This window comes from Zobellia roscoffensis (assembly GCF_015330165.1).
In the GTDB taxonomy this organism is placed as follows: Bacteria; Bacteroidota; Bacteroidia; order Flavobacteriales; family Flavobacteriaceae; genus Zobellia; species Zobellia roscoffensis.
On record NZ_JADDXT010000002.1, the window covers coordinates 1,714,614 to 1,739,806 of the forward strand.

The 25,193-nt window shown below is 37.9% G+C and carries 24 protein-coding genes; 7 read left to right on the forward strand and 17 right to left on the reverse strand.

The window, feature by feature from the left end:
* Positions 1-45: 45 nt before the first annotated feature.
* From IWC72_RS07280 to IWC72_RS07320, 9 genes are all read right to left on the reverse strand, one after another.
* A complete protein-coding gene (locus IWC72_RS07280) occupies positions 46-342 on the reverse strand; it encodes a hypothetical protein (RefSeq protein ID WP_194525517.1) in 297 nt (98 codons plus the stop codon).
* A 59-nt stretch (positions 343-401) separates the two neighbouring features.
* Positions 402-1,160, reverse strand: coding sequence for a tetratricopeptide repeat protein (locus IWC72_RS07285; RefSeq protein WP_194525518.1), 759 nt, complete (start codon positions 1,158-1,160; stop codon positions 402-404).
* 38 nt (positions 1,161-1,198) lie between these two features.
* The gene (locus IWC72_RS07290) at positions 1,199-2,989 is read right to left on the reverse strand and encodes a BatD family protein (protein WP_226979517.1); all 1,791 of its coding nucleotides are present in this window, start codon (positions 2,987-2,989) and stop codon (positions 1,199-1,201) included.
* On the reverse strand, positions 2,983-3,846 hold the full coding sequence (locus IWC72_RS07295; protein ID WP_194529328.1) for a tetratricopeptide repeat protein: 864 nt from the start codon (positions 3,844-3,846) through the stop codon (positions 2,983-2,985). Before IWC72_RS07295 ends, IWC72_RS07290 begins: the two co-directional genes overlap by 7 nt.
* Positions 3,846-4,892 (reverse strand): VWA domain-containing protein, encoded by a 1,047-nt coding sequence (locus IWC72_RS07300; protein WP_194529329.1) that lies wholly within the window; start codon positions 4,890-4,892, stop codon positions 3,846-3,848. The genes IWC72_RS07295 and IWC72_RS07300 overlap by 1 nt, the downstream gene beginning before the upstream one ends.
* A 60-nt stretch (positions 4,893-4,952) precedes the next feature.
* Positions 4,953-5,951 (reverse strand): vWA domain-containing protein, encoded by a 999-nt coding sequence (locus tag IWC72_RS07305; RefSeq protein WP_194525523.1) that lies wholly within the window; start codon positions 5,949-5,951, stop codon positions 4,953-4,955.
* Positions 5,952-7,619 carry a BatD family protein gene (locus IWC72_RS07310; protein ID WP_226979518.1) on the reverse strand — a complete coding sequence of 556 codons (1,668 nt, stop codon included), beginning with the start codon at positions 7,617-7,619 and terminating at the stop codon, positions 5,952-5,954.
* Positions 7,619-8,485: a DUF58 domain-containing protein gene (locus IWC72_RS07315; RefSeq protein ID WP_194529330.1), complete on the reverse strand. Its 867-nt coding sequence runs from the start codon at positions 8,483-8,485 to the stop codon at positions 7,619-7,621. The genes IWC72_RS07310 and IWC72_RS07315 overlap by 1 nt, the downstream gene beginning before the upstream one ends.
* An 89-nt stretch (positions 8,486-8,574) precedes the next feature.
* Positions 8,575-9,576, reverse strand: a complete 1,002-nt coding sequence (locus IWC72_RS07320) for an AAA family ATPase (RefSeq protein WP_194529331.1) — start codon at positions 9,574-9,576, stop codon at positions 8,575-8,577.
* A 157-nt stretch (positions 9,577-9,733) separates the two neighbouring features.
* On the opposite strand from IWC72_RS07320, the gene IWC72_RS07325 reads away from it, so the two are divergent.
* From IWC72_RS07325 to IWC72_RS07335, 3 genes are read left to right on the forward strand one after another with little or no spacing between them, the layout of a single operon-like run.
* The gene (locus IWC72_RS07325; protein ID WP_194529332.1) at positions 9,734-10,609 is read left to right on the forward strand and encodes an aldo/keto reductase; all 876 of its coding nucleotides are present in this window, start codon (positions 9,734-9,736) and stop codon (positions 10,607-10,609) included.
* 11 nt (positions 10,610-10,620) lie between these two features.
* Positions 10,621-11,376 (forward strand): SDR family NAD(P)-dependent oxidoreductase, encoded by a 756-nt coding sequence (locus IWC72_RS07330; protein WP_194529333.1) that lies wholly within the window; start codon positions 10,621-10,623, stop codon positions 11,374-11,376.
* Positions 11,373-12,509, forward strand: a complete 1,137-nt coding sequence (locus IWC72_RS07335) for an ATP-binding protein (RefSeq protein ID WP_194525532.1) — start codon at positions 11,373-11,375, stop codon at positions 12,507-12,509. The genes IWC72_RS07330 and IWC72_RS07335 overlap by 4 nt, the downstream gene beginning before the upstream one ends.
* Positions 12,510-12,518: 9 nt before the next feature.
* On the opposite strand, the gene IWC72_RS07340 is transcribed toward IWC72_RS07335, so the two are convergent.
* The gene (locus IWC72_RS07340; protein WP_194529334.1) at positions 12,519-13,466 is read right to left on the reverse strand and encodes a carbohydrate kinase family protein; all 948 of its coding nucleotides are present in this window, start codon (positions 13,464-13,466) and stop codon (positions 12,519-12,521) included.
* 176 nt (positions 13,467-13,642) lie between these two features.
* On the opposite strand from IWC72_RS07340, the gene IWC72_RS07345 reads away from it, so the two are divergent.
* The 4 genes from IWC72_RS07345 (at position 13,643) to IWC72_RS07360 (ending at position 17,705) form a co-directional block, all read left to right on the forward strand.
* A complete protein-coding gene (locus tag IWC72_RS07345) occupies positions 13,643-14,776 on the forward strand; it encodes an SPFH domain-containing protein (protein ID WP_194529335.1) in 1,134 nt (377 codons plus the stop codon).
* 60 nt (positions 14,777-14,836) lie between these two features.
* Positions 14,837-15,922, forward strand: a complete 1,086-nt coding sequence (locus IWC72_RS07350) for a DNA helicase PriA (protein WP_194529336.1) — start codon at positions 14,837-14,839, stop codon at positions 15,920-15,922.
* The gene (locus IWC72_RS07355; protein WP_194525538.1) at positions 15,919-16,644 is read left to right on the forward strand and encodes a metallophosphoesterase family protein; all 726 of its coding nucleotides are present in this window, start codon (positions 15,919-15,921) and stop codon (positions 16,642-16,644) included. The genes IWC72_RS07350 and IWC72_RS07355 overlap by 4 nt, the downstream gene beginning before the upstream one ends.
* 62 nt (positions 16,645-16,706) lie before the next feature.
* Positions 16,707-17,705: an acyl-ACP desaturase gene (locus IWC72_RS07360; RefSeq protein ID WP_194525540.1), complete on the forward strand. Its 999-nt coding sequence runs from the start codon at positions 16,707-16,709 to the stop codon at positions 17,703-17,705.
* A 340-nt stretch (positions 17,706-18,045) separates the two neighbouring features.
* On the opposite strand, the gene IWC72_RS07365 is transcribed toward IWC72_RS07360, so the two are convergent.
* The 7 genes from IWC72_RS07365 to IWC72_RS07395 form a co-directional block, all read right to left on the reverse strand.
* Complete coding sequence (locus tag IWC72_RS07365) at positions 18,046-18,624, reverse strand: hypothetical protein (protein ID WP_194529337.1); 579 nt, start codon at positions 18,622-18,624, stop codon at positions 18,046-18,048.
* 24 nt (positions 18,625-18,648) lie between these two features.
* Entirely contained in the window at positions 18,649-19,563 is a 915-nt protein-coding gene (locus tag IWC72_RS07370) for an OmpA family protein (RefSeq protein ID WP_194529338.1), read from the reverse strand.
* A gap of 683 nt (positions 19,564-20,246) precedes the next feature.
* Positions 20,247-21,800, reverse strand: coding sequence for an L-piperidine-6-carboxylate dehydrogenase (amaB, locus tag IWC72_RS07375; protein ID WP_194529339.1), 1,554 nt, complete (start codon positions 21,798-21,800; stop codon positions 20,247-20,249).
* Between the two features lie 122 nt (positions 21,801-21,922).
* Positions 21,923-22,279, reverse strand: coding sequence for a DUF1304 domain-containing protein (locus IWC72_RS07380; protein ID WP_194529340.1), 357 nt, complete (start codon positions 22,277-22,279; stop codon positions 21,923-21,925).
* A 44-nt stretch (positions 22,280-22,323) separates the two neighbouring features.
* Positions 22,324-23,934, reverse strand: a complete 1,611-nt coding sequence (locus tag IWC72_RS07385; protein WP_194529341.1) for a histidine kinase dimerization/phosphoacceptor domain -containing protein — start codon at positions 23,932-23,934, stop codon at positions 22,324-22,326.
* A gap of 90 nt (positions 23,935-24,024) precedes the next feature.
* On the reverse strand, positions 24,025-24,564 hold the full coding sequence (locus IWC72_RS07390; RefSeq protein WP_194529342.1) for a 3-hydroxyanthranilate 3,4-dioxygenase: 540 nt from the start codon (positions 24,562-24,564) through the stop codon (positions 24,025-24,027).
* Between the two features lie 140 nt (positions 24,565-24,704).
* Complete coding sequence (locus tag IWC72_RS07395) at positions 24,705-25,181, reverse strand: CAP domain-containing protein (protein WP_194529343.1); 477 nt, start codon at positions 25,179-25,181, stop codon at positions 24,705-24,707.
* Between the last annotated feature and the right edge of the window lie 12 nt (positions 25,182-25,193).

A 25,193-nucleotide genomic window follows, 5' to 3' on the forward strand; every position in this document is an offset into this window, starting at 1 on the left:
AGAGAACAAGTTTTTAGCTAATCGAAATAAATTTGTTGGAAAAGATTAACTAAGGTGTTCGGGTGGAGGGAGAAGAATTTCAACTGTGAAATCAATATAGCCCATAATGTGGTAATGACCCAGAATAGATCGTTCTGATAGGGCTATTAAAGAAAAATCATAATAATTAGTACTTACGAACTTTTCCTCTACAGGAGATTTTTTGAGGTTCTCTTGCTGTTCCTCTTCATTTAGGTTTGTTACAATAACTGGGTTGTCAACATCTAGCAAAGTTATTACGCTCGGCGCTGCAATGGCAAATAGCCAAAGTGAAAGCAAAAGAAAACGAGCAAAAACTTTCATAGTTGTTTATAGGAAACGCAAATATAACACCAACTATTTTATTGATCGTTAAGGAAATATTAAAAATCTTTCAATGTTTTTATGTCTTCGGATGGAATCCAGCCCGTAGTTCCATCAGAAATACGAATCTTTTTCCAGTCGTTTAACTCTTCAATTACATTAACTTTAGTGCCTTCATGAAGTGCGAAAGTCTCTAGGCCTCTTTTGTTTGGCTCAGCCTTTACACTAGCTTCTTTAGCAAAAACAATAGCCGGTTGATCTGCTTTAAATTTGTTATGCTGAAGAAAAGCAAACACTACGGAGGTTATCATTAGTAAAAGTGAAATTACGCTAAAGATAAAGGCAAGTCGTTTTCTGGAAGAATAATGAAAGTAATAGAATGCTATATATAGTAGGACAAAAAGCACCATAAAAATAATGGATGCATAGGCCCATTGGTCAAAAGATAAACTGCCTATTATGTTATTATAGATTTTAGAAAGTCCTGTAACCGGTATTTGGTCAATGGCATCTAGGGTCATATTTTGGGCATAACCTAGATTGTTTTTAATCTCATTATCATTAGGCTTTAGTAAAAGTGCCTTTTCATAATAGTAAATACTTGGGGCAACTTGGTTAAGCTTGTAGTAAGCATTGCCTAAGTTATAATACAGCTCTGCAGAGTGTTTTCCATTGCTCAAAATCTCTAAATAACTGTCTACTGCCTTTTGGTACTCGCCCACATTGTAGGCTTCCGTAGCCTTGTTAAACAACGCATTGTTCTGAGCGGAAACCGTAAAGGTTAAAAAGGAAACAAGTATGAGAAGTATATTTTTCACTTCGTTATTTTCAAATTGAATAATTTATAACTTTTTCATTAAAGCTGTTTGTCTAAATGCGAAATTACCTCGCTTGCTTTATCGTAATCCTGTTGCATCTGCACATCCGAAAAAGGGCTGTAACGCGCCATTTCACAGTTTTTGAGTAATGAAATAAACCCTTCTGTGGTAGTACTGTCTACCTGCTTTTCATTCAAAAGAGAGGTTATTTTATCTTTACTGAATTCAGATGTTTCAATTTTAAGCTTGGCTTTTAGGTAATTGTGCAATGCCTTTTCTAAAGCAATGTAAAATGCCTCTTTATTACCTAATTCCTTTTTAGCTTTAGAGAGGTATCTTCTGGCTAGCTTATTTGCTTTTCTAACTTTATTGCCCACTACGTCACTAGCAATTGCCTCACGTTTTTTGCTTAATAAAACGGCTAAGGGAATCAATACTAATGGTAGTAATAACCATAGGTAGTACGGTTTAGTTCTAAAGAAATAGTTAGAACCTATAGGTTTTAAATTCGAGTCCAGTTTTAGGAAGTTAAATTGATTTCCTACTGCTACCGTTTGTTTTGTATTAGAGTTGCCATCAACAGTGTTTCCAATGCTAGAGTTGGTAGGGCCTTCTTTTACGTTGATTAGAATTTCGTCCGAAGTAATGGTCTTATACGTTTTTGCATTCGGGTCAAAGTATGTGAACGATATGCCGGGAATTGGGTATTTACCTTTAAACGAAGGTACGATTGTGTAACTGTTACTCACCTTACCTTGTGAACCTGATAGGGTGGTACGTACATTCTCATTAAATTCAGGTTCATAAACCTCAAGAGAACCTGGTAAATTGGGCTCAGGTAGTTGAAAGAGTTTTAAATTTCCTTTACCGCTTACTTCTACCTTTGCCTGTAATGATTCTGAGGCGTTTAAGGCGGTTTTGCTAGTGGTAACGGAAAAATCAAAGTTACCAACGGCTCCACTAAAGTTAACGGGCTTTCCTTTTTCCGGTAATGGCTTAACGTTAATAGTGCGTTTTCCGGCGGAAACTGTTTTGTTTGTTTGTGAATATATACGCCCTCCAAAGAAATCACGCTTGTTAGAAGGTACATCTACAGTAACATCTAGAGAAAGCGGTTCTATTTCTAATTTTCCGGATTTCTGCGGATAAAGTACTACCCGTTTTAATACTACATAACGATAAGGTTTTCCTTTGTACGTTCCATTTTCTGCAACAGGCCTAGAAACAGGAATGTCTTGGCTCCAGAAGTTGTTGTATTTGGGATTGTCCAATGGTTGATAGTTTGAAACACTTATAGACGGACTTACGTATAGTTTATAGACCACACTCAGCCCTTCGTTTAAGTAGGGGTTTGTCTTAGAAACTTCAGCAACTAGATGTAAGCTTTCGTCTGCTACATCATCTGCCGTCATTTGATCACTGGGCTTGTCTACAGCAGCAGTTACTTCCACTTTTCTTGCTAAAGACTTATATGTTTTTCCATCAATAACAATAGTAGCTTGCTTAATGGTCATGTTACCTCTAGTAGTGGGAGCTAAGGTGTAAGAATAGGTTTTGGAATAACTACGAACACCATTGACCCACGAAGAACTAATGGACTGCGATGGTCCCATTAGAACACGAAAGCCTTCAAAAGCTGGTGGATTAAAGTTATCCCCATCCTTGTTCATCGTAAAATCTACTCGCAACCGCTCATTGATACCCAGTTTGTCCTTGCTGAGTTTCATTTCAAAGGTAATGCCCGCCTCATCTTGCGCGTTCACAGAAAAAACAAGAAGCAGTATAGGTAATAATGCTAAGAGGGTTTTATGTATAATGGTCTTTACCAATCTTTCTCGTTTTTAACCTTAACGCCTTTTACTTTTTGGGCGTCTATTTTTTCTTGTACCTTTTTCTCTTCGTTCTGCATGGCTTCAAGAAGATTTTGTACCTGTTGTTTACTTAATTGATTGGGACGGGGCTGTTGCTGCTGTTCTTCTGGTTTGTCACCTTCACCTTGGTCAGGTTGTTTTTTCTGCTCCTCCTTTTCATCACCTTCACCTTCTTTATTCTCGTCTTTCTGTTCCTCGTTCTTATCGCCTTCGTCTCCCTTGTCTCCTTCGTCCTTCTTATCTTGGTCTTGGTTCTCTTCTTTATTGTCGCCGTCTTTTTTATCCTCGTTTTCGTCTTTCTGGTCTTCGTTCTTGTCCTGATCGTCTTTGTTGTCTTGGTTTTGGTCGTTCTGCTCTTGTTCTTTTTCGAGCATCTTTTTGGCCAAAGCTAGATTGTAACGCGTTTCTTCATCTTTAGGGTCATTACGAAGGGCTTCTTTATAAGCTTCAACGGCTTTTTGATATTCTTTTCTTTTCATGAACACGTTACCCATATTGTGGTACGCACTGTGCTTATCAACTTTATTAGTTGCTAGTTCACCAGCTTGCTTGTAACGCCCAAAAGCTTCGCTATATGTTTCTTTGTTATAATAGGCATTCGCTAAGTTGTAAGGTGCCGCAGAGTTTTCATCGCTTTTGGCAATTGCCTTTCTGTAATCTACTTCGGCATCTATAAAATTATCTTCTGAGAGTGCTTTGTTGCCTTCGTAAGTTAGATTTTTAGAAGCGTCAAGTGCTTGTTCTCTTTCTTTTTCCTCTTCTTGTGCAAAAGAAACGAAACCGATAAAAAACAATATGAAAAAAATATTCCTCATTATTCTATTTCTTTTTCGTTGAATAAATTCAGCTTTTTGAGCCATTTTGTTCGCTTGTCAAGAACAAAGATATCCAATAGCAAAAATAATAATCCAATACCTAGAAACCATTGAAATTGGTCTTTGAATTCTGCAAATTGTTTCGCTTCAAACTCTTTCTTGTCCATTTGAAGCAGTTTCTCTTTTATGAGTTCTACGGCAGCTTCTGTGTTAGAACCATCAATGTACTCTCCATTACCATCATCTGCAATGTCTATAAGTACATCTTCGTTCAATTTAGTAATGACCACTTCGCCTTGAGAATCTTTCTTAAGGCTTTCTACAACCCCATTTCTCTTAATTGGAATAGGAGCGCCCTTGGTTTTTCCAACCCCAATGGTGAAAATCTGAATGCCTTCTTCTATGGCTTTCTCTACAGCATCATTTGTATTGCCTTCTGAGTGGTCTTCCCCATCTGAAATGATAAAAAGCACACGATTGGTCTGTTCTTCATCATTGTAATACGTGGTAGCCAGATTAATTGCTTCGTTTATGGCGGTACCTTGCGAGGTAAGCATATCTGTATTCATGCTTTGCAAGAACATTTTTGCAGCGCCATAATCTGTTGTAATGGGCAGTTGCGGAAAGGCTTGTCCTGCATAGGCAATAATACCGATACGGTCACTTGCCAATTGGTTGATAATCTCGGAAACGAGGCGTTTGGCCTTCTCCAAACGGTTAGGGGCAATGTCTTCCGCCAACATACTTTTAGAGACATCTACGGCAAAAACCACGTCAACACCTTCGCGTTTTACGGTTTCCAATTTCGTGCCAATTTTAGGGTTCACCAGCCCCAATGTCAGAAAGGTGATGCCCAACAAAAAGAACAAAAGTTTTAAGCCCGATTTAAAATTGGACTTGTCCGGAGATAGTCGTTTTAAAAGAGGAGTTTCGGCAAATTTCTTCTGTGTTCGCTTTTTCCATAGTTGCAAAAGTGCGAACAAGACGATGATGACCGGTATTATGGCCAGTAAATAGAAATATATTTTTTCGTCTAATTGAATCATTCTGCTTTGTTCGTAGTTTGAATCTAATACAAGTTTGTCAAATACTGCGCTAAAAAAATCTTAAATAAAACTTCTGAAAAGGGTATTTCTCAAAAGCCATTCCAATAAAAGCAAGGCACCTGCCAAAAGAACCCAAGGCCTAAACTTCTCTTCGTACTTGTAGTATTTAAACTCTTCTATCTCTGTTTTTTCTAGTTTGTTTATTTCGTCGTAAATAGCCTCTAACTTTTCATTATCAGTGGCCCTAAAATACTTCCCTCCTGTAACTTTTGCAATATCTTTTAGAAGGTCCTCGTCAATTTCAACCTGGCGCATGCCATATCTAAAAGAACCATCACTGTTATAAGCTACCGGAGAAAGTGCATTGCCATTAGTTCCCAAACCAATGGTATAGGTCTTAATACCAAATTCTATGGCCAAATCTGCAGCGGTCTGCGGTTCTATAAAACCGGAGTTGTTTACCCCATCTGTTAATAGAATAATAATCTTACTAGACGCTTTACTTTCTTTTAGACGATTTACCGAAGTGGCCAAGCCCATACCTATTGCCGTACCGTCATTTAGCTGCCCATAAGTAATTTCCCGTAGCGCTCGTAAAACTATCTCCTTATCACTTGTTATGGGTGTTTTGGTGTAGCCTTCGCCTGCATAAGCAACCAAGCCAATACGATCATTAGGGCGTTCCTTAATGAATTCCGAAGCAACGTCTTTTAAAGCGGCCAGACGATTAGGTTTAAGATCTCTTGCCAACATACTGGAAGAAACATCTATAGCCATAACAATGTCTATACCCTTGGTGGTTTTGGTTCTAGTAGAGATATCCTCTGTCTGTGGTCTTGCCATAGCCACAATAATTGCGGTAAGGGCGGATAGACGGAGCAAAAACAATAAAGGCTTTAATTTTGGAAGGAAGCCTGTGTTTTCAAAACCTTTTATAGTAGGTATTTTTAAAGAGGCAACCTGTTCCTTACGTTTGTAGAAATACCAAAGCACGGCCAGAGGAAGCAATAATAGCAACCAAAAAAATTCCGGGTTTGCAAATGATATATTATCCAACATCTATAATTCTGTTTTTACTTCTACTGAGCCTAAAATCCGATCTACTATTTCTTGGGCGTACTCATCTTCTTCTAGCCAATTTATAATAATCTGCTGTTGAAATCCTTTTCCGCCAAAAAGCAGTATGCTGTATTCGCCATCTATCAATTCATCTGATCCGGGTACTGGGAATTTACCACTACCAAAGACCTTAATTCCTTTTACGCCGGTAACCGTAACAAACTCTTCTTGTTTGGTGATGATATTTTTTGCCCCTCCTTTTTCTAAATTCTTAATAAATGCTTCTATAGATTTATTAAATTCGGGTTCTACTTCCTGTGCCAAGGTGGTTGATGTGGTACCTACCATAAAGAAGCCTTGGTTGCTATTGTAACTGAACATTTGCAACTCTTTTATGGAGCCCTTCATTTCTGGCGTAAGTTTGGTCTCCTGTCTAGTGAGCACTTGCGGAGTCTCAAGACTTATAGGCGGGTAACCGTAAGAACTGGACACCCATTCGCCCTCCAAAAGTTCTTTTGTAGGGTGGCCAAGAATAGTATCCTTTACATATGTGAAACCGTAATAGGCGGAAGCAGCTGCAAATGAAATCACCAAAACACCAATAACGGCTACACTGGCGTATATAATCTTTTTCTTTTGTTTCTTTTTCTCGAGCTCCTCTTTGTATTCTTCTTGCTCCATCAATTCCTCCACTGTAGGCTCAGGGAGGGCATCATGGGTTTTGTGAACGATTTGCTCAATAGATTGGCGGTCTTGCTCGGCAACTGAAGTGTCCGGTTTGGATTTTGCGAACTTAACTAAATCTGCAGTCTGTAGAATACGTTTGAACTGTTGTAGCGTGTCATCATCTATTTTTAGTTCTCCCGCATCTTTTAGCAATTCAAGCTTGCCAATGAGTTCATCGGTTGTACTTTCCAAAGCGGAAACATTAGCATCTTCTTCCAGGTAAGAACGAACAATGCCAGTCAGTTCTGAATAGTACTCTTTATACTCGTCTTGAATAAGGTATTTTGATTTTTCAAGATTTTTAAGTTCTAGCAAAGCGCGATCATATGGAGGTAAAAGTGCTACTTTTTCCTCTTCCGTTAGCGGTTTCTTTCTAAAAACAAACCAATACAATAGGCCACCAATAATGAGAAGCCCAAGAATTACCAATAAAAGAATTTTCCAAATGGCAGAGTAGCTCTTATCTACTTCCATTAGGGGTTTAATGTCGTACATTTTCTGCGCCAAGGTGTCTACGGCAACATTGGCAACGTTAATTATGCGTGTGGAGTCTGTTAAAAATCCTTCCCCATTAATTTCTATCCGCTGTGCGGGTATTTTATATGAACCGGAATCAAATTGAGTAAGGGCATAGATTTTCTGCAGGGTCATTCGGTCGTTTTGACGTGTGGTGTCCGTAGCAAATGCTTCTACCGTTTCTAAGGGCGAGAATGTTTGCCCCTCTGGGAAAATAACCTGTGCTGTTGTATCCGTTTCTACCGTAACGGTAAATGTTATTTGGTCTCCAATTTTTATGGAGGTAGTGTCGATCTTGGTACTTACTTTGGGAGCGGTTTGTGAAAAAGTGGAAAACCCTACAAACAAAACGCAAAGTAAAACACATCGCTTTAAAAGCAATGTATAGTTGTTGTTAGAATAGTTTATAAAGTATTTGTTTAGCATTAACCTCTGCGCTTAAAATAGCCTAATAATTTTTTTACGTAACTCTCGTCTACCCTACAATCTATTACTCCACAACCAGATTTTGAAAACGTGTTCTTATAATAATCTACACGTTGTCTATAATATGCCTCGTATGACCTGCGCACACTTTTTGATTGTGTGTTTACTAAGCTTATTTTTCCGGTTTCTGCATCTTGCATTTGGACCATACCTAGGTTAGGTATACTCTCTTCATGCTGATCATATACCCGTATACCCGTAAGATCGTGTTTGTTGCCAGAAATTTTTAAAGTCTTTTCGTAGTCCTCCGCAATAAAATCCGACAGTACAAAAACTATTGCCTTTTTCTTCATTACGCTACTCAAGAACTTAAGGGCGGCAGCAACATCCGTTTTGTTACTTTTTGGTTTGAATTCTAGCAATTCCCTAATGATGCGAAGCACGTGACTTTTTCCTTTTTTAGGAGGAATAAAAAGCTCTATCTCATCAGAAAAAAGAATTAGGCCCGCTTTATCATTGTTCTGTAAAGCAGAAAAGGCCAATGTGGCCGATATCTCTGTAATTACATCCTTTTTAAACTGATTTGTAGTACCAAAAAGTTCAGAGCCGCTTACATCTACCATAAGCATCATGGTGAGCTCGCGTTCTTCTTCAAAAACTTTAATGTAGGGTTCGTTGTACCGAGCGGTAACGTTCCAGTCAATCGTACGGACATCATCACCAAATTGGTACTGGCGGACTTCACTAAAGGTCATACCTCGCCCCTTAAACGTAGAGTGGTATTCCCCGCCAAAAATATGATCGGACAGACGGCGTGTCTTTATCTCGATCTTTCGAACTTTTTTTAGTAACTCTTTAGTATCCATTTCTCAGCAAACAGTTTTCAACAAGCAGTTTTTAATGGTAGTGGACAAAACGTCTATTACTACCGGCAACATCTGCAAACGTCTACCTTTTAAGGTACTTCAATCTCGTTAACAATTTTATTGATAATTTCTTCGGAAGTAATATTCTCGGCCTCCGCTTCATAGGTAATTCCTATTCTGTGGCGTAAAACGTCATGAACTATGGCTCTAACATCTTCAGGAACAACGTAACCTCTCCTTTTAATGAAAGCATAACATTTTGCTGCAGTGCCCAAGTTAATACTACCCCTTGGCGAAGCGCCAAAACTAATAAGAGGTTTTAAATCTTCGAGGTTGTATTTCTCTGGGTATCTAGTGGCAAAAACAATATCTAGAATGTATTTTTCTATTTTTTCGTCCATGTAAACTTCACGAACAGCTTTTTGCGCACTAAGAATTTGGTCTATACTAACCACTGGGTTTACCGTTTCGTAAGACCCTAATAGATTTTGGCGCATAATCATTTGCTCCTCGTTCAATTTAGGATAGTCAATAACAGTTTTTAGCATAAAACGGTCAACCTGAGCTTCTGGTAGCGGATATGTTCCTTCTTGTTCAACCGGGTTTTGTGTTGCCATAACCAAAAATGGCTTGTCTAGCGTAAAAGTTTCATCACCAATGGTAACTTGCTTTTCCTGCATCGCCTCCAAAAGTGCCGATTGCACTTTGGCCGGAGCACGGTTAATCTCATCCGCAAGCACAAAATTTGCGAAAATTGGACCTTTCTTTATGGAAAAGTCGTTCTCTTTCATATTGTAAATCAATGTACCCGTAACATCTGCAGGTAAAAGGTCTGGCGTAAACTGAATTCTGCTAAAACTACCTTTCACTGCTTTGGACAAAGTATTGATAGCCAATGTTTTTGCTAGACCAGGAACACCTTCTAATAAGATGTGGCCTTGGCCAAGTAAACCAATAAGTAATCTTTCGACCATGTGTTTTTGGCCAACGATTACTTTGTTCATTTCTAATATCAATAAGTCGATAAATGCACTTTCTTGTGCAATTTTCTCGTTTACCGCATTAATATCTACCGTAGTATTTTCTTCCATATAACGTTACAAATTTTGGTCCGGGCCGGTTGTTATTAAACAGGCATGCAAATTGAAAATTTATTAGCTGCTTCGCTGTTAATGATTGGTTAAAAAAAAAGTTGAAATCCTCTTTTTATGAAGTTTTTAAGGGATTTCTTTTTAATTTAACCGCTCTATGCAAAAGAACACTTTTTATTCCAAAGTTATAGCAGGAACTATGACTTGGGGCAGCTGGGGGAAAGGTTTTTCCAAATCTAGTATGATTGAGTTAATGAACCACTGCTTGGAAATAGGGATTACCACCTTTGATCACGCTGATATTTATGGGGGATATACAACCGAAGAGGACTTTGGAAATGCCTTTAAAGAAAGTGGTATGGCTCGCGAATCTATTCAGTTTATTTCTAAATGTGGTATTCAAATGAATGCCGATGCCCGAAAGAATGAGGTAAAACACTATAACTATAACGCAGATTATATTATTTGGTCTGCAGAACAATCTCTTCAAAAGCTAAAAACAGAGTATTTAGATCTGCTTTTGCTGCATAGACCCAGTCCGTTAATGAATCCGGATGCCATAGCTGAGGCAATTACTAAATTAAAAACTCAGGGAAAAATAAAGGCCTTTGGAGTTTCTAACTTCTTGCCTTTCCAAATTGCACTTATAGAAACGGTAATGCCTATAGAAGGGAATCAGGTAGAATTTTCTTTAACGCAAAGCGATGTAATGTACGATGGTACTTTGGACGATTGCTTAGGGAGTAAGAGAATGGCTATGTCTTATAGCCCGCTTGGCTCTTATTTCAGGAAAGATGATAAGGTTTCACAACGAATAAGAAATGCCATGAAACCCATGCTTGAGAAATATGAGGTTACCGAAGACCAATTGTTGTTAGCGTGGGTGATGAAGCATCCTTCCAAAGTGTTTCCGGTTGTAGGTACGGCCACTAAGTCTCGCTTATCCGCAGCAATGGAAGCTACAAAAATTGAAATAGAAAAAACTGATTGGTTTATTTTGTTGGAATCTGCAAAAGGTCATGAAGTTGCTTAAAAATATATGCTATGAGTAAGACCGTATTAATTACAGGGGCAACCAGTGGTATTGGTCGTGCAACGGCCATACTGTTTGCTGTTCAAGGGTTTAGATTAGTGCTCTGCGGAAGAAGACAAGAACGTCTTGATGCCCTTGAATCCGAGTTGAGTACACAATGTGAAGTACATACCTTAAATTTTGATGTACGGGATAAAGATGCCGTATTTAAAGCGATAGGTTCTTTACCAGAAAATTTTTCCCAAATAGATGTTTTGATCAATAATGCAGGGAATGCACATGGTTTAGATCCTATTGACAAGGGCAGTGTAGATGACTGGGATGCCATGCTAGACATTAACGTGAAGGGTTTACTATATGTTTCCAAAGCGATAATACCTAATATGGTAGAGAAAAAGTCCGGTCACATCATTAATATTGGGTCAACAGCCGGTAAAGAGGTCTATCCCAATGGAAATGTGTATTGTGCTAGTAAACATGCAGTTGATGCACTGACCAAAGGAATGCGAATGGATCTCAATCCTTATGGTGTTAAGGTAGGAGGTATTAATCCTGGCGCTGTAGAAACCGAGTTTAGTAATGTACGATTTAAAGGCGATGATGCTAAAGCTGATTCGGTTTATGATGGATTTGACCCCTTAAAGCCAGAAGACCTTGCCGAAATTATACACTTTGTGGTTACCAGGCCATATCACGTAAATATTGCCGACTTAATTGTCATGCCAACAGCACAAGCTTCTGCAACTCTATTGAATAGGTCGTTATGATTAATAAACGCCTTCTTGTAAAAAACTTACTTGCTCATAATGACGAGAATAGTTTTTATGATAAGAAGCGTTTTATATCTATTGGTGAAAAAGAGGGTAAGGCTAAATTTTTAAAACATGTCTGTGCCTTGGCCAATAGTAATCCAGAAAACAATTCATTTATTGTTATTGGCGTAGAAGATGAAGACAACAAAATAGTTGGGGTTGATTTTTTTGATGATAGTAAGATTCAAAATTTAGTCAACGCTTACTTAGATAACCCTCCTTTAATTTCATACGAGAATATTCCATTTCCAAATTTACGCGAAGGTAAGGTCGTAGGCCTTGTAACCATTAGGTCTAATGGAAAAGTGTGTGCCTTGCGAAAGAATATTTGGAAATATTATGGCGGAATGGTTTTTTTTAGAGATGGGAGTATTAGTATGCCAAAAGCTTATGGCGTAGTGTTACGGGATATAAATTCTGATACGGTAGCCACTATAGAACAGCACGCGCGAAATAATATTGAACTAACTCTAGATGGTGTAATTGATTTTATTAATCATAGGCATAAAAACCTGACTAATGATTACAAGGTCTTTAAAGAGCAATTTGTAGTTTGTTGGGCAGGGAATAAAAAAACAGTGAAAGATGATGTCTATTATTCACGTGTAGATATTGAATTAATTAATGAGCAGGTAAGGCTTTTCTATTCTGCCTTGGATGAAATCAGCATTGATTATGATGAGGACTCATTTACAATGATTGAATATGTGCAATTAGGGCTGGGTTCTAAGCAGCGGTATTTTCAGTTAGAAAAAGTGGTCATTAATTTTTTTGATAACGGAACCTATAAAATAGAAAGCCACTTAATCTTTGAGCCTCCCAAATACAACAAAAAGAATCTTTTTCATATTTGGAATGCCAATAATGCACTGTTGGAGAAAATTCAGAAAAAGATTGATTTAAAACCTACGGAGAAAATCGATTTAAAATATTTACCTGATAGTTATCTAATTTGTTACCTAAACGGTTTTGATGAGGCAAAGGAACAAATGGAGATGGCTCGTTCGTTGTTGAAAAAAGGCTATCCTAAAGTGTACTTAGGTGTAAAAGAGGCCTTACGGATTTTGAGAAAAGTAAGGTATAACTAATTGAGCGAATCAATTTTTAAACACCGCATCATAATCAGGTAACGAAGGAATAGCTCCATATCCTGTGGTGGTAACTGCTCCGGCCTTGTTGGCAATTGCAACCATTTCTAACAGTTGGTCGTAATCCGTTAAAATTTGATAAGGGTCACCCAAATTAGCGATTTGATATAAGAGACATCCAATAAAGGCATCGCCAGCACCTGTAGTATCTACTGGGCTTACTTTGATACTTTCTACTATTGTTTTCTTCTGGGCTGTACTTACTAATGTGCCCTTCCCGCCCAGGGTGACGCATATGGTAGGACATCCTATTTCATGTATAATATTACAGGCACGCTCTAGATCGCTTTCACCGGAAATTAATTGAGCTTCCTCTTCACTAAACTTACATAAATGCGATTTTTCAATGAACCTCAAGCTTTTTCGCACAAAGGTTTCTTCCTCGCCTTTCCATAGATCCTCTCTAAAATTAGGGTCAAAGCTGATGAAGGCATTTTGGGTTAGCGCATCAAATAAATAGCGGTCATATGATTCTTCTAATCCGCCTCCCAAAAAACCGGTTGCTGCTCCAAAATGAACTATGTTTCCTTTCAGTTGTTTTTTTAAAGATGAATCGTATTTAAGTTTTTTGTCAGCACCTCTACTAAAGACAAAATCTCGTTCGCCGTCTTCCGCTAAAGACACAAAAGCCATGGTAGTAAAGGTTTTGGAGCGTTGCGAAAGTGAAATGTCTACTCTATTTTCTTTAAGTACATTCAATAAAAACGCTCCAAAAGGGTCATTTCCAACAGCACCTATAAATTGACCTTTACCTCCCAATTTAGAAATGGCACAAGCAACGTTTGCGGGTGCACCTCCTGCTTTTTTAGTAAATTCTTTAGCTTTTGAAAGGTCGTTTCCTTGTTTTATAGCCACAAAATCTATCAATAATTCTCCTATGCAGTATATGGTTTTCATTATGAATAGTGTGGTTTTTAAGATTTTAAGCAATTATAACTTTGCGCTTTGCAAGTACATGCTAAGTTGGGTCAAATTTATGTTATTTATCCCATCAAATCGAAATTGCGCTAACCCTTCTTTGTCCCTTTTCAAGAAATCCCCTACCTTATTAAAAATTTTAAACTTCACTAGAAATGGATTTGTTCAACGAAATAAAGAAGAAGCTTAGCCATGAGTTTATAGATATAATTGAATGGCTAGATAATACCAATGAAACCATTGTTCATCGTTTTGAGCGGTATCAAAATGAAATAAAAAACAATGCCAAATTGATTGTTCGTGAAGGACAGACGGCGGTTTTTATCAATGAGGGGCAGTTGGCCGATGTTTTTAAACCTGGGACATATACTCTTAATACGCAGAACCTACCTATTCTTACTACTTTAAAAGGATGGAAATATGGTTTTGATAGTCCTTTTAAGGCTGAGGTGTATTTTGTGAATACCCATTTGTTTACCGATGAAAAATGGGGAACAAAAAACCCGGTGATGTTGAGTGATGAGCGCTTTGGTTTAGTGGAGATACGGGCTTTTGGTACATACAGTTTTAGAATCAATGACCCAGGAAAATTTGTTGTTGATGTGGTGGGTACCGATGGTAATTTTACGAATTACGAAATAAATGAACACCTTAAGAGCTTAATAGTTACCCGTTTTACGGATACGGTTGGAGAGGCAAACCTTCCGATTGAATTATACGCCGCTAATACTAGTGAACTTTCGGAAACGTGCCAAGAGGTAATGCAACCTGAATTTGGGCGAGTAGGTATAGAACTGGAGCGTTTCTATATTGAAAATGTATCTATGCCCGAAGAACTCAAAAAAGAAATTTTTGAATATAGCAGGTTAGATAAGTTAGACATGGTGAAACTTTCTCAATTTAAGGCTGCTAAGGCCATGGAAGCTGCTGCTAAAAATGAAGGAGGTACTGCAGGTGCCGGCATGGGCATGGGCATGGGTTTTGTATTAGCACAACAAATGGGAAATATGATGAGCCCGCAGGCAGCACAACAACCGTTTGGTGGTCAGGCGCAAGCAGCTTCCGTGCCACCACCAATGCCAGTTCAAGTTCAGTATTTTTATGCGGCCAACGGTCAGCAGAACGGGCCTGTTCCTTTTGATAAATTAAAAGAACTTTTTGCTAGTAGAACCATTAACAGAGATTCATTGGTTTGGAAACAGGGAATGCAAAACTGGACGGCTTTAAAGGAGGTAGAAGAGTTAAAATCCTTTTTAGGGGGTAATACACCACCGCCTTTACCAAATTAAGATTCAAGCTGCTTTTGTCATATGCAAATACTGAGTTTAGAAATTGAGGTAAACTGATTGATGAAAGAAGAAACAAAACAATCGGAACATAAAAAGGCATGCGCCAATTGTGGTGCCGAGTTAAAATTCAAACCAGGTTCTCATCAACTAAAATGTGAGTATTGTGGTTATGAAGAATTTATCGAACAAGCCAAAAGTAGTTTTGAAGAGCTAGAACTTCAGCATTATTTAAAAGTGGTTGGTGAGAATGCGTATACAGAAAAAATCGATTTACTGCACTGCAAAAATTGTGGAGCTAATCAACATGTTGAAGAGAACTATAAATCATTAAATTGTATTTACTGTAGTGAACCGTTGATTCTTGAAGATGTAGAAAAAGAAGGTTGGATTGTACCCGGAGCTCTCGTTCCATTTCAGATTGATGCTAAAAAAGCGAAAGCAACTTTTAAAACATGGGTTGGCGGGCTCTGGTTTGCGCCAAATAAGTTGAAACGAGCTGCTCTTGATCCAGAAGGTTTGCATGGTTTATATCTACCGTATTGGACGTTTGACGCTGATTTAAATGCTCAATATCAAGGGCAAAGGGGCGACTATTATTACGAGACCAAGCGGGTACGCACCAAAAATGGTATTCAAAAACGAAAAGTTAGAAAAACACGCTGGTCTTCTGCATCTGGTGCTGTAAATGGTTTTGTTGATGATATTCTAATTAACGCTTCTGAAAAAAAACGAAAAGACATTCCTGCAAAGATTGCATTTTGGAATGTTAAGGAGTTAGTTCCTTTCAATTCAAAGTATTTGTCGGGTTTTGTAACAGAGAAATATACGGTATCGCTTAAAGAAGGGCACCATTCCTCATTTCAGAAAGCAAAGGAGATTGCCAATACGTGGATCAGAAAAGATATAGGTGGTGATACCCAACGAATTTCTCATGCTGATATTAAACTTTCCGACGAAACGTTCAAACATATACTACTTCCAGTTTATATCAGTTCGTATCGCTATAACGGTAAAGAATATAACTTCTACATTAATGGTCAGACGGGGGAATTAAGCGGTAGTAGACCCTATTCTTTCTGGAAAATATTCTTTTTGGTACTTTTTATTCTTGCTATCATTGGTATAATTACGATTTTTGCACAATGAGAACATTGGTAATAGGTGATATACACTCTGGTTTAAGAGGTTTAAAACAAGTGCTTGAAAGAGCAAAAGTAACTTCTGACGATAAACTTATTTTTTTAGGTGATTATGTAGACGGTTGGAGTCAAGCTGCCGAAACGGTCAACTTTTTAATTGCTTTAAAGCAAACCCACAACTGCACATTTGTTAGGGGTAATCATGATGAACTTTGTTTAGAATGGTTGCGCGACGGTAAAGATAATCCGCTTTGGTTGCAACACGGCGGGGGAGCTACTTTAGCTTCGTACGAACAGACGGATGATGAGACTAAAAAGAATCATGTTCTTTTTTATCAGAGTCTTGAAAACTATTATTTAGATGCTGACAACAGATTGTTTCTACATGCAGGTTTCACTAATTTAAAGGGTATTGATCACGAGTATTTTAAAGAAACTTTTTACTGGGATCGTACCCTTTGGGAATTGGCAAGGTCTTTAAACCCAGACTTAAAGAAAACTGAATCTGACTATCCAAAGCGATTGACGCAATACAAAGAGATTTTTATTGGTCATACACCTATTACAAAAACCGGGGTTGCAGAACCTAAACAAGCTGCCAATGTTTGGAATGTAGATACGGGAGCTGCATTTAAAGGTCCGCTTTCTATGTTAGATGTTGATACAAAGATGGTTTGGCAAAGTGATCCAGTACATACGTTATACCCAAATGAACCAGGTAGGAATTGAAAATAGCCAGTTTATTTTCATGTTTTCAGTAGATAATTACGATCTTTACAAAAAATAGAACTATGTCCGAAAAGAACATAAGATTAGAGGTGATGCAGGCAATTGAGCCGCAGGTGGATGGGTTTATGGATTCTTTTCTCATAAAACCTGAAGATATTTGGCAACCTACAGATTTTTTACCTGATTCGGAAAGTGATAGTTTTTTAGAATCAGTAAGAGAACTTAGAGGAGAAGCTAAAGAATTAGGATACGATTTTTGGGTAACTATGGTAGCGGATACCATTACCGAGGAAGCCCTGCCAACATACGAGTCTTGGCTTATGGATGTTGAGGGAATTGACCAACACGGTCCGAATAAGAAAAACGGCTGGTCTAAATGGGTTAGAGCTTGGACGGCAGAAGAAAATCGCCATGGTGATGTATTGAATAAATATCTCTATTTATCTGGAAGGGTAAATATGCGTGAAATAGAAATTACGACTCAGCATTTAATATCTGATGGTTTTGATATCGGTACCGATAGAGACCCTTATAAGAACTTTGTATACACGTCATTTCAAGAATTGGCTACCAATATTTCGCATAAAAGGGTTGGTCAGATGGCGAAGAAGAAAGGAAACGCCTTATTGGGTAAAATGTGTACCATTATCGCAGGTGATGAAATGCGTCATCATTTAGCATATAGAGAATTTGTGAAGACTATTTTTGGTGAAGACCCGTCTGGTATGATGTTGGCCTTTGCAGATATGATGAAAAAGAAAATTGTTATGCCTGCCCATTTTTTACGCGAATCTGGCGGAACTATTGGTACAGCGTTTGAGAATTTCTCTAATTGTGCCCAACGTTTAGGCGTTTATACAGCACAAGACTATGTTGATATTCTTAGAAAATTGAATGCTTATTGGGAGCTTGACAACGTAAGAAGTCTTTCTGATGAAGCGGAAAAAGCCCGTGATTATTTAATTAAGTTACCAGCAAGATTAGAGCGTATTTCTGAAAGAATGAAGTTTCCTGAAGATCAATATAAATTTAAATGGGTAGATGCTAACGGCATGATATAACGCAATACACTTTTCGAAGTATTTATAAATCAAAAAATCCGACTCGCATGAGAATCGGATTTTTTTTGCTTAAGTAGGTATATTCTTTTTTTTTCGTCAAGTAGCGGATTGGGGTTCGTTACTTGTTTCGGTTAAGTTCAAGAGTAGATTTGGGGTCATTACTATCACTTAATTACACTGTAAACTTACGGCGGTTTTTCCTCTCCCCTAAATTATTGTTGTGAACTAGAGTTTTTTAGTTGTGAAAAATAAGAGGCGTTCGATTTTCCCGACGAATGACCTATTTCAATAAAAAAACCCTCCGTTGAGGGAGGGTTTGTAAGAATAGTAAAAGTTGAAATTATAATTTTCCGTGGTCATGTTCATCTTGCCATCTAGCAAGTTCAGTCCATTTGCCTTCATAACACATCTTGGCTTGCATGGGCCATGATGCTGGGTCGTGAATTTTATAGCGATCGCCCCCGCCTTTAAGTACTTCTTGGCATCTGCCTACAGATGTTTCCGATAAGGCTTTCCATGTATTTATACCTTCCGCTTGAAAAAGGCCTTCTATTTTTGGCCCAATACCTTCAACCACTTTTAAATTATTTTCTTTAACAGTTTTGCCAATTGCTGCTTTTGCCGCTGCTGCATCAAAAGGGATTAGTACAGGTTCAGGAGCCATTGCAATAGGTGCTGCTGCGGCAACGCTTCCTAACGAACTGGAAACATCTGGTTCAGGAGTTGTTAAAAGTTTTTGGTTGCACGCTTCTAAATCGGCTTTTAGTTTGGCATTCTTGTCGTGGCAACGTTTTAAATCTTCGGAGTTGTCTATTATCTTGTTACTGCCCTTACCTATAAGATAACCCAGAATACCACATATCACACCTACAAGAAGAGGGATTATCCAGCACCAAATGTTTATGTTTTCTGATTCCATTTTAATTCAATTTTAGTTTGTTGATTATTTAATTGTAATTACGGTCCTTCTATTTTTAGCTCTACCTTCTTTGGTATTGTTACTAGCAATGGGGTCTTTTGGCCCTTTTGAATCAGCTTTTATTCTATTATCAGAAATACCGTTTTGCATAAGGTAGTCTTTTGCAAAATCCGCTCGCTCTTGGCCAAGTCTCATGTTTGTTTTACGACTTCCTTGGCTATCCGTATATCCAACTATCTGGCATTTGGCTTTTTCAACTTTGTCTAGATATTGAGCTATGTCCGCTATTTTTTGTCGTTGCTCTGCAGATGGATTAATTGAAGCCTCGGCGGTGTCAAAATAAAGGATTAATGGGTCGCCCGTTATTTTATCGTAAAGCGCCTTTATTTTATCTTCGGCATTTGCAGAAACCTCTTCAATACTATAACCAATAGGGCCTTTATAGATAGCCTTATCAGGCACCATGTCATCCATAAGTTTAGCGCCAATGTTAATTTGTGAAGAAGGAATCTCTTGTGAAACAAAATAGTTTTTAACGGCGTTTGCCCTTGCAAGGCCTAGGTTGGGAAAGGCAGAACTGTTATGTTCGTCACTCGTATAGTACCCGGTAATGTTCATGACTTTTTGCTCGTTAGATGTTAAATGGTTTTTTAAGCCAGGAAGTATGCCGTTTCTAACGTTTTCTGAAACAGGTTCTAGATAGTCAAATGTTGAAGTTTTAAAGTTAAAATTGTCTTGTGTAGTATAGGCAAAGTCGCCATCGCTAAAGTCAAAAGGATAGGATGTAGTTTTTGGAAGAGGAGGTTTAGAAACTATCTTTTCCTTTGGTGCTTCTTTCTGCGTTATGATTCCACAATAACTACAACAAGAAAGGTAAAAGTAAGTGCCTACTACAATGGTAACGATAATACCAAGTAGATAAAGGGTGGTCTTTTTCATTGGTAATGGCTTAAGTGTTTATAGTACAATGTATTAAAAAAATTAGAACTAATCATAAATCTAACAAATTAATAGGTAAAGTACTACAAATATATTTTCTACTTTGAATAGGATGGTGAAACGTAATGGTTGGAATAGTTACGTTTTACTTGTACTTCTTATAGAAGAGTGGTTTTAATGTGTTTAAAATGAGTTGGTTGTGTTGTTTTGAAGGAGTGACCTCCAAGTACATTGGAAAGATACACTTAATTGGTTTTTAATACTAAAACGGATTTTTTTGCTGATACCGATTATACATAAAAACCAACAAGTTATAATAGGTATGCCATAGGCTTACACATAATTGTTTTTTGTGTTAGCCCAAGATAGATACATTTATAGGGCAAATCAGATAGACCAAAAGACACAAGTTATGAAAATTGAAATACTAAAGGTAGTAACCTTTGTTTGTATGTTTATAGTCTTAGGCATGCAGGCATTGCTTCATGGAAGTTGGAGGGTGAACAAGACAGAACCAATAAAAAGTAACCAGCATAAGATATGAGGGTTCTAATTTTTTTAATACGTTCTTAAAATAGTTATTTGAGTTAGTGTTTTAAAAACCCGCTAATTTTTCGTTTGTCTATTCGGGGGAAGGACAAGTGATTAACGGCGGGTTTTCACATGTAAAAAACACTTAAATCTTAGAGGTCAAATTTTATACCTTGGGCAAGAGGAAGCTCTGTTGTGTAGTTGATAGTGTTGGTTTGTCTTCTCATATACACTTTCCAAGCATCTGAGCCAGATTCACGCCCACCGCCCGTTTCTTTTTCTCCACCAAAAGCACCACCTATTTCTGCTCCTGATGTTCCTATATTTACGTTAGCAATACCACAATCACTTCCTGCAACGGATAAGAAATGCTCTGCTTCCCTAAGGTTGTTTGTCATAATAGCAGATGACAATCCTTGAGCAACTCCATTTTGGGCATCAATTGCATTTTCAATACTTCCGGAATATTTTAAGAGGTAAAGAACGGGTGCAAAGGTTTCGTGCTGTACAATCTTGAAGTTTGCTTTTGCTTCGGCTATAGCAGGTTTTACGTAACAACCACTTTCGTAACCTTCTCCTTCAAGAACTCCACCTTCCACAATAATGTTTCCGCCTTCTTCTACCACCTTAGTTAAAGCGGTGTTATAGGACGCCACGGCATCGATATCTATTAAAGGCCCTACGTGATTGTTTTCGTCTAAAGGATTACCAATTCTAAGTTGCCCATAGGCATCAACAATAGCAGCCTTAACTTTATCATAGATGCTATCGTGAATGATTATTCTTCGTGTGGAAGTACAACGTTGCCCAGCAGTACCTACAGCACCAAATACACCTCCAATAACAGTCATTTTTATATCTGCATCTGGGGTAACTATTATAGCGTTATTACCGCCAAGTTCCAGTAAAGATTTTCCTAATCTAGCAGCTACGGTCTGTGCTACATTTTTTCCCATTCGGGTAGACCCTGTAGCAGATATCAAAGGAATACGGTTATCCTTGGTCATCATTTCACCAATTTTGTAATCGCCATTTATCAAACAAGAAATACCCTCGGGCAAATTGTTCGCTTTAAATACTTCGGCGGCAATATTCTGACAAGCAATGCCGCAAAGAGGTGTTTTTTCTGAAGGTTTCCACACGCAAACATCACCACAAATCCAAGCCAAAGCCGTATTCCATGCCCAAACTGCTACGGGAAAGTTAAAAGCAGATATGATACCAACAACTCCTAGAGCGTGGTATTGTTCGTACATACGGTGACCCGGTCTTTCCGAGTGCATGGTAAGGCCATGCAATTGTCTGGAAAGGCCAACTGCAAAATCGCAGATATCTATCATTTCTTGGACTTCTCCTAAGCCTTCTTGGTAGCTTTTGCCCATTTCGTAGGAAACCAGTTTGCCTAAGGCTTCTTTCTTTTCTCGTAGTTTTTCTCCAAATTGACGAACGACCTCTCCACGTTGTGGGGCAGGTTTAGTCCTCCAAATTTTAAAAGCTTCAGTTGCGGACTGCATCACTTTTTCATAATCCGCTTCTGTACTAGATTTTACTTTAGCAATTAATGCGCCATCTACAGGGGAATGTGATGAAATAACTTCACCAGAACCAAAATTTAAAGAACCCGTTGAGGTTCCGTTGTTTATATCTTGAATACCTAAATCCTTAAGGGCAGTGTCTATACCAAATTGCGATGCTATTTTTGACATTTTATAACTTTTTTATAATGTATTGTTATATTTTTTGTAAATATACTTTTTATAGGTCAGAAAAGTAAATATTACTTGCCCATTATTAGGAATGATGTTGTGGCTAATTTTTGACTGAATGTCTAGTTCAATAGAATAAGAACTATTGCAGTCAATGCGGGTAAGGCTTGAATGTAGAAGATTTTTTTTTCCACAGACAAGGCACCGTATAAACCGGCAATTGACACACAGGTGAGGAAGAATAGCGAAACATTGGTTTGCCAAATCGTGTCCGTTATAAAGAGAGACCAAATAAGGCCTGCCGCCAAGAAGCCATTGTATAAACCTTGGTTGGCAGCCATTGGTTTAGTAGCTTTAAAGAGGTCAGAAGGGAATTTCCTGAATATTTTTGGCCCTTTTGTAGTCCATGCAAACATCTCAAAATAAAGAAAGTAAAGGTGTAAAAAAGCGATAAAACCAATTAGTATTTTTTGTATCATATCATTTTAATTTGGTGTTTGCCATTTTTGCTATAAATGGATTATTATATTTTGTTATCGAAAGTTACGGTAAAATGGGTTCCGTTGCCGTCCGAATCATAGGTTAATTCAGCCGAAATTTGTCGGCATAAAGCCTTTACAATATCAAAACCTATTCCTTCCGCATTTTCAATTACAAAATTTTCCGGGAGTCCTTTCCCATTGTCCTTTATTGAAAATGCAGCCATTCCATCGTCAAGAACATCAACATCAATAATAAGTTCGTTGTACTTGGTGGTATCCGGATAAGCATGTTTTACGGCATTCGTTACCAGTTCCGAAATGATAAGGGCTAGGGGAACAGCGCGGTCAAGATCTATAGATATTTCCGGGCAGTTTATGGTGTAGCTAAAAGTTGGAGATATTTTATTTTGATACTCCATTAAATCTTTTAAATACTCGTGCAAATTCACTGCTTTTGAATCTTTATCTTGATAAATTTTTTGATGCGTGAGTGCTATTGCAGATATTCTGGCTTGACTATCTTGAAGCGCTGTAATCGCTTCTTTGCTGACCAATTTGCGCTTTTGCATATTGATTAGGCTAGAGGTAATTTGAAGGTTGTTCTTAACTCTGTGGTGAATTTCACGAAGTAAATTCTCTTTCTGTTTATTAGACTCTTCAAGCTCAGCGGTTCGTAATAATACACGAGCTTCAAGACGATCGTTATGATTATCTCTTCTACGTGCAATTAATACTAATAAAAAAGTTGTAGCCAAGCCTAAAATTAACACTACATAGGATTCAAAAATATGCGGAAAAGACAAGTATTCCGGTTTTGGTAAAAAATGAACCTGCCACTCCCGATCTACTGCTTTAATGGTTCTTTTTATAACAGTTTTGCTGAATATTTTATCCGTCACTTTACTTTCATCAACATTTGAAAACAAAATGGCATCATCAACTTCATCGTGTATACAAATATCCAAGACCTTGACTTCAGAATTGAGGGTTTCAGAAATAAGCTTGTCCATGCGATAGACGCCTAGAACAATTCCTTTATGCTCACCTGTCTTTGGATTGTTAACAGACTTTAAGGCAAGAATACCTTTGGTATTGGTATTGTCTGATATTAATGTTATGAGGCTAGAAATTGCCGGTTTATTGGTTTTGATTGATCGGAGAATCACATCACGTTTCGTACTATCTGAGTATATGTTGTATCCTAATACTTTTTTAAAAGGAGTGGCTGGATTTAAAACCCGAACGGGATAATATAAATCTCTAGTTTTAGAAGGGACAAGATTATTTTTTGAGTCCACTTCTTTAATCAACGTAAATTTTTGAAATAAATCTTTTTCTGTGCCTAGGATTTTTGGGGCCCAAGCCAGGGCCTTTATGCCATTAAGTTCATTTAAAAACGGATTGGTAAAACGTTCAAAAAGGTGTTGAGGTATGAAGCTTTTGTTCTCATAAAAGAAGGCCATAGACTCAACAACCAGGCTAATCTTGTTGAGTTCGTCTTCTAATTTAATGACAGATTTATTAACTGCATTGTCTATTGCAGCCATATTTCTTAGCAGGTATCTATTGTTTATAGAAAAGAAAATAAATAAAGATATACTACTTCCTACGAGAAGTACGGCCAAGTATTTTAGAATTTGCTGTTTGGTCATAAGAGGCTAATGTGGGGACTTCTATAATAACCGGCTAGGTTGGTGCTATTTCCAAAGAACGGTAGTTTTTACTTTAAAAATTACTACTATTTATTTACTACTAACAAATCTTTGGTCTACTGGCATTACCGTGCCGCAATTATTGCATGTGCGTAGTTCTTCAGAACCGTAAAAATGCTTGAAATGCTTTAAAAAGTCTACTTCAATGTCGTTTAGGGTAAAATAGGCTTCATAGAGCTTGTTGTTGCAATTATCACAAAACCAAAGCAAACCATCGTCAACATTCATGTCGGCCCGTTTTCGTTCAATAACGAGGCCTATGCTGCCTTCGTGACGGACTGGTGAGTGTGGGATTTTTGCGGGATGCAAGTACATGTCTCCCGGGCCAAGTTGCATTGTTTTTTTTTGCCCATCTTCTTGAATATGAACTTCAATAGTTCCTTCTAGTTGATAGAAAAGTTCTTCGGTTTCGTTATAGTGATAGTCTTTTCTTGCGTTAGGCCCAGCAACTACCATCACAATATAATCTCCAGCATCTTTATAGAGGTTCTTGTTGCCTACAGGGGGTTTAAGTGTGTGTTTATTTTCTTCTATCCAGCGGTTGAGATTAAAAGGGGCTTGTATTGGCATTTTATTGACATTTACGATCAAAACCTCTTACTCATGCTTTGCGCATGTGTAAAAGGTGACCATTTCATCTCAAATCTATGAAAAAGTAAGTTGTATTACTAGCGTGCAGCTATAGATAATGTACTTTAACGTTTTTAAGGCTAGCGAAAAAATATTTGTGTAAAATAGAGTTTTCCGTCGTTATCTTTTTTTACACTTACCGCAGTATGGGTAAACTCACCCTCCATCGTTTTCTTATGGTTACTACTATTTAACCACCCTGTAAGGGCTTCAGAAGCTGTAGTGTAATCTTTTGCTACATTTTCAGCAACAAATTCAGCAGCTTCTACTGAGGATATTTCAGAGGCACGAGCACTAAAATTATCATGGTTAAGCGCGCCTTTGGCAATCATATAATCTGTGTGCTTGTTGGCATGTACATACGCTATTGAACTAAATTCTAGTGAGTTTCTACCTATGGAAAGCCGGTGTCCGTTAACGGCCTCAAGAAGTTCTTTCTCTACAATTTCTGCGTTTTCTTTCTCGGTTATATCTGCAGTTGTCACAGACTCTTTGCTACAAGAGGCCAAAGTACATACAAATAAAACGAGGGCGACATAGGTCATTCTCATTTTCATACAAAGTTCTAT

Bases quoted from the DNA above. Each gene is read 5' to 3' on its own strand.
- IWC72_RS07280 (WP_194525517.1), bottom strand. From the start codon at position 342: ATGAAAGTTTTTGCTCGTTTTCTTTTGCTTTCACTTTGGCTATTTGCC.
- IWC72_RS07295 (WP_194529328.1), bottom strand. From the start codon at position 3,846: ATGAGGAATATTTTTTTCATATTGTTTTTTATCGGTTTCGTTTCTTTT.
- IWC72_RS07300 (WP_194529329.1), bottom strand. From the start codon at position 4,892: ATGATTCAATTAGACGAAAAAATATATTTCTATTTACTGGCCATAATA.
- IWC72_RS07305 (WP_194525523.1), bottom strand. From the start codon at position 5,951: ATGTTGGATAATATATCATTTGCAAACCCGGAATTTTTTTGGTTGCTA.
- IWC72_RS07310 (WP_226979518.1), bottom strand. From the start codon at position 7,619: ATGCTAAACAAATACTTTATAAACTATTCTAACAACAACTATACATTG.
- IWC72_RS07315 (WP_194529330.1), bottom strand. From the start codon at position 8,485: ATGGATACTAAAGAGTTACTAAAAAAAGTTCGAAAGATCGAGATAAAG.
- IWC72_RS07320 (WP_194529331.1), bottom strand. From the start codon at position 9,576: ATGGAAGAAAATACTACGGTAGATATTAATGCGGTAAACGAGAAAATT.
- IWC72_RS07325 (WP_194529332.1), top strand. From the start codon at position 9,734: ATGCAAAAGAACACTTTTTATTCCAAAGTTATAGCAGGAACTATGACT.
- IWC72_RS07330 (WP_194529333.1), top strand. From the start codon at position 10,621: ATGAGTAAGACCGTATTAATTACAGGGGCAACCAGTGGTATTGGTCGT.
- IWC72_RS07335 (WP_194525532.1), top strand. From the start codon at position 11,373: ATGATTAATAAACGCCTTCTTGTAAAAAACTTACTTGCTCATAATGAC.
- IWC72_RS07340 (WP_194529334.1), bottom strand. From the start codon at position 13,466: ATGAAAACCATATACTGCATAGGAGAATTATTGATAGATTTTGTGGCT.
- IWC72_RS07345 (WP_194529335.1), top strand. From the start codon at position 13,643: ATGGATTTGTTCAACGAAATAAAGAAGAAGCTTAGCCATGAGTTTATA.
- IWC72_RS07350 (WP_194529336.1), top strand. From the start codon at position 14,837: ATGAAAGAAGAAACAAAACAATCGGAACATAAAAAGGCATGCGCCAAT.
- IWC72_RS07355 (WP_194525538.1), top strand. From the start codon at position 15,919: ATGAGAACATTGGTAATAGGTGATATACACTCTGGTTTAAGAGGTTTA.
- IWC72_RS07360 (WP_194525540.1), top strand. From the start codon at position 16,707: ATGTCCGAAAAGAACATAAGATTAGAGGTGATGCAGGCAATTGAGCCG.
- IWC72_RS07365 (WP_194529337.1), bottom strand. From the start codon at position 18,624: ATGGAATCAGAAAACATAAACATTTGGTGCTGGATAATCCCTCTTCTT.
- IWC72_RS07370 (WP_194529338.1), bottom strand. From the start codon at position 19,563: ATGAAAAAGACCACCCTTTATCTACTTGGTATTATCGTTACCATTGTA.
- amaB (WP_194529339.1), bottom strand. From the start codon at position 21,800: ATGTCAAAAATAGCATCGCAATTTGGTATAGACACTGCCCTTAAGGAT.
- IWC72_RS07380 (WP_194529340.1), bottom strand. From the start codon at position 22,279: ATGATACAAAAAATACTAATTGGTTTTATCGCTTTTTTACACCTTTAC.
- IWC72_RS07385 (WP_194529341.1), bottom strand. From the start codon at position 23,934: ATGACCAAACAGCAAATTCTAAAATACTTGGCCGTACTTCTCGTAGGA.
- IWC72_RS07390 (WP_194529342.1), bottom strand. From the start codon at position 24,564: ATGCCAATACAAGCCCCTTTTAATCTCAACCGCTGGATAGAAGAAAAT.
- IWC72_RS07395 (WP_194529343.1), bottom strand. From the start codon at position 25,181: ATGAAAATGAGAATGACCTATGTCGCCCTCGTTTTATTTGTATGTACT.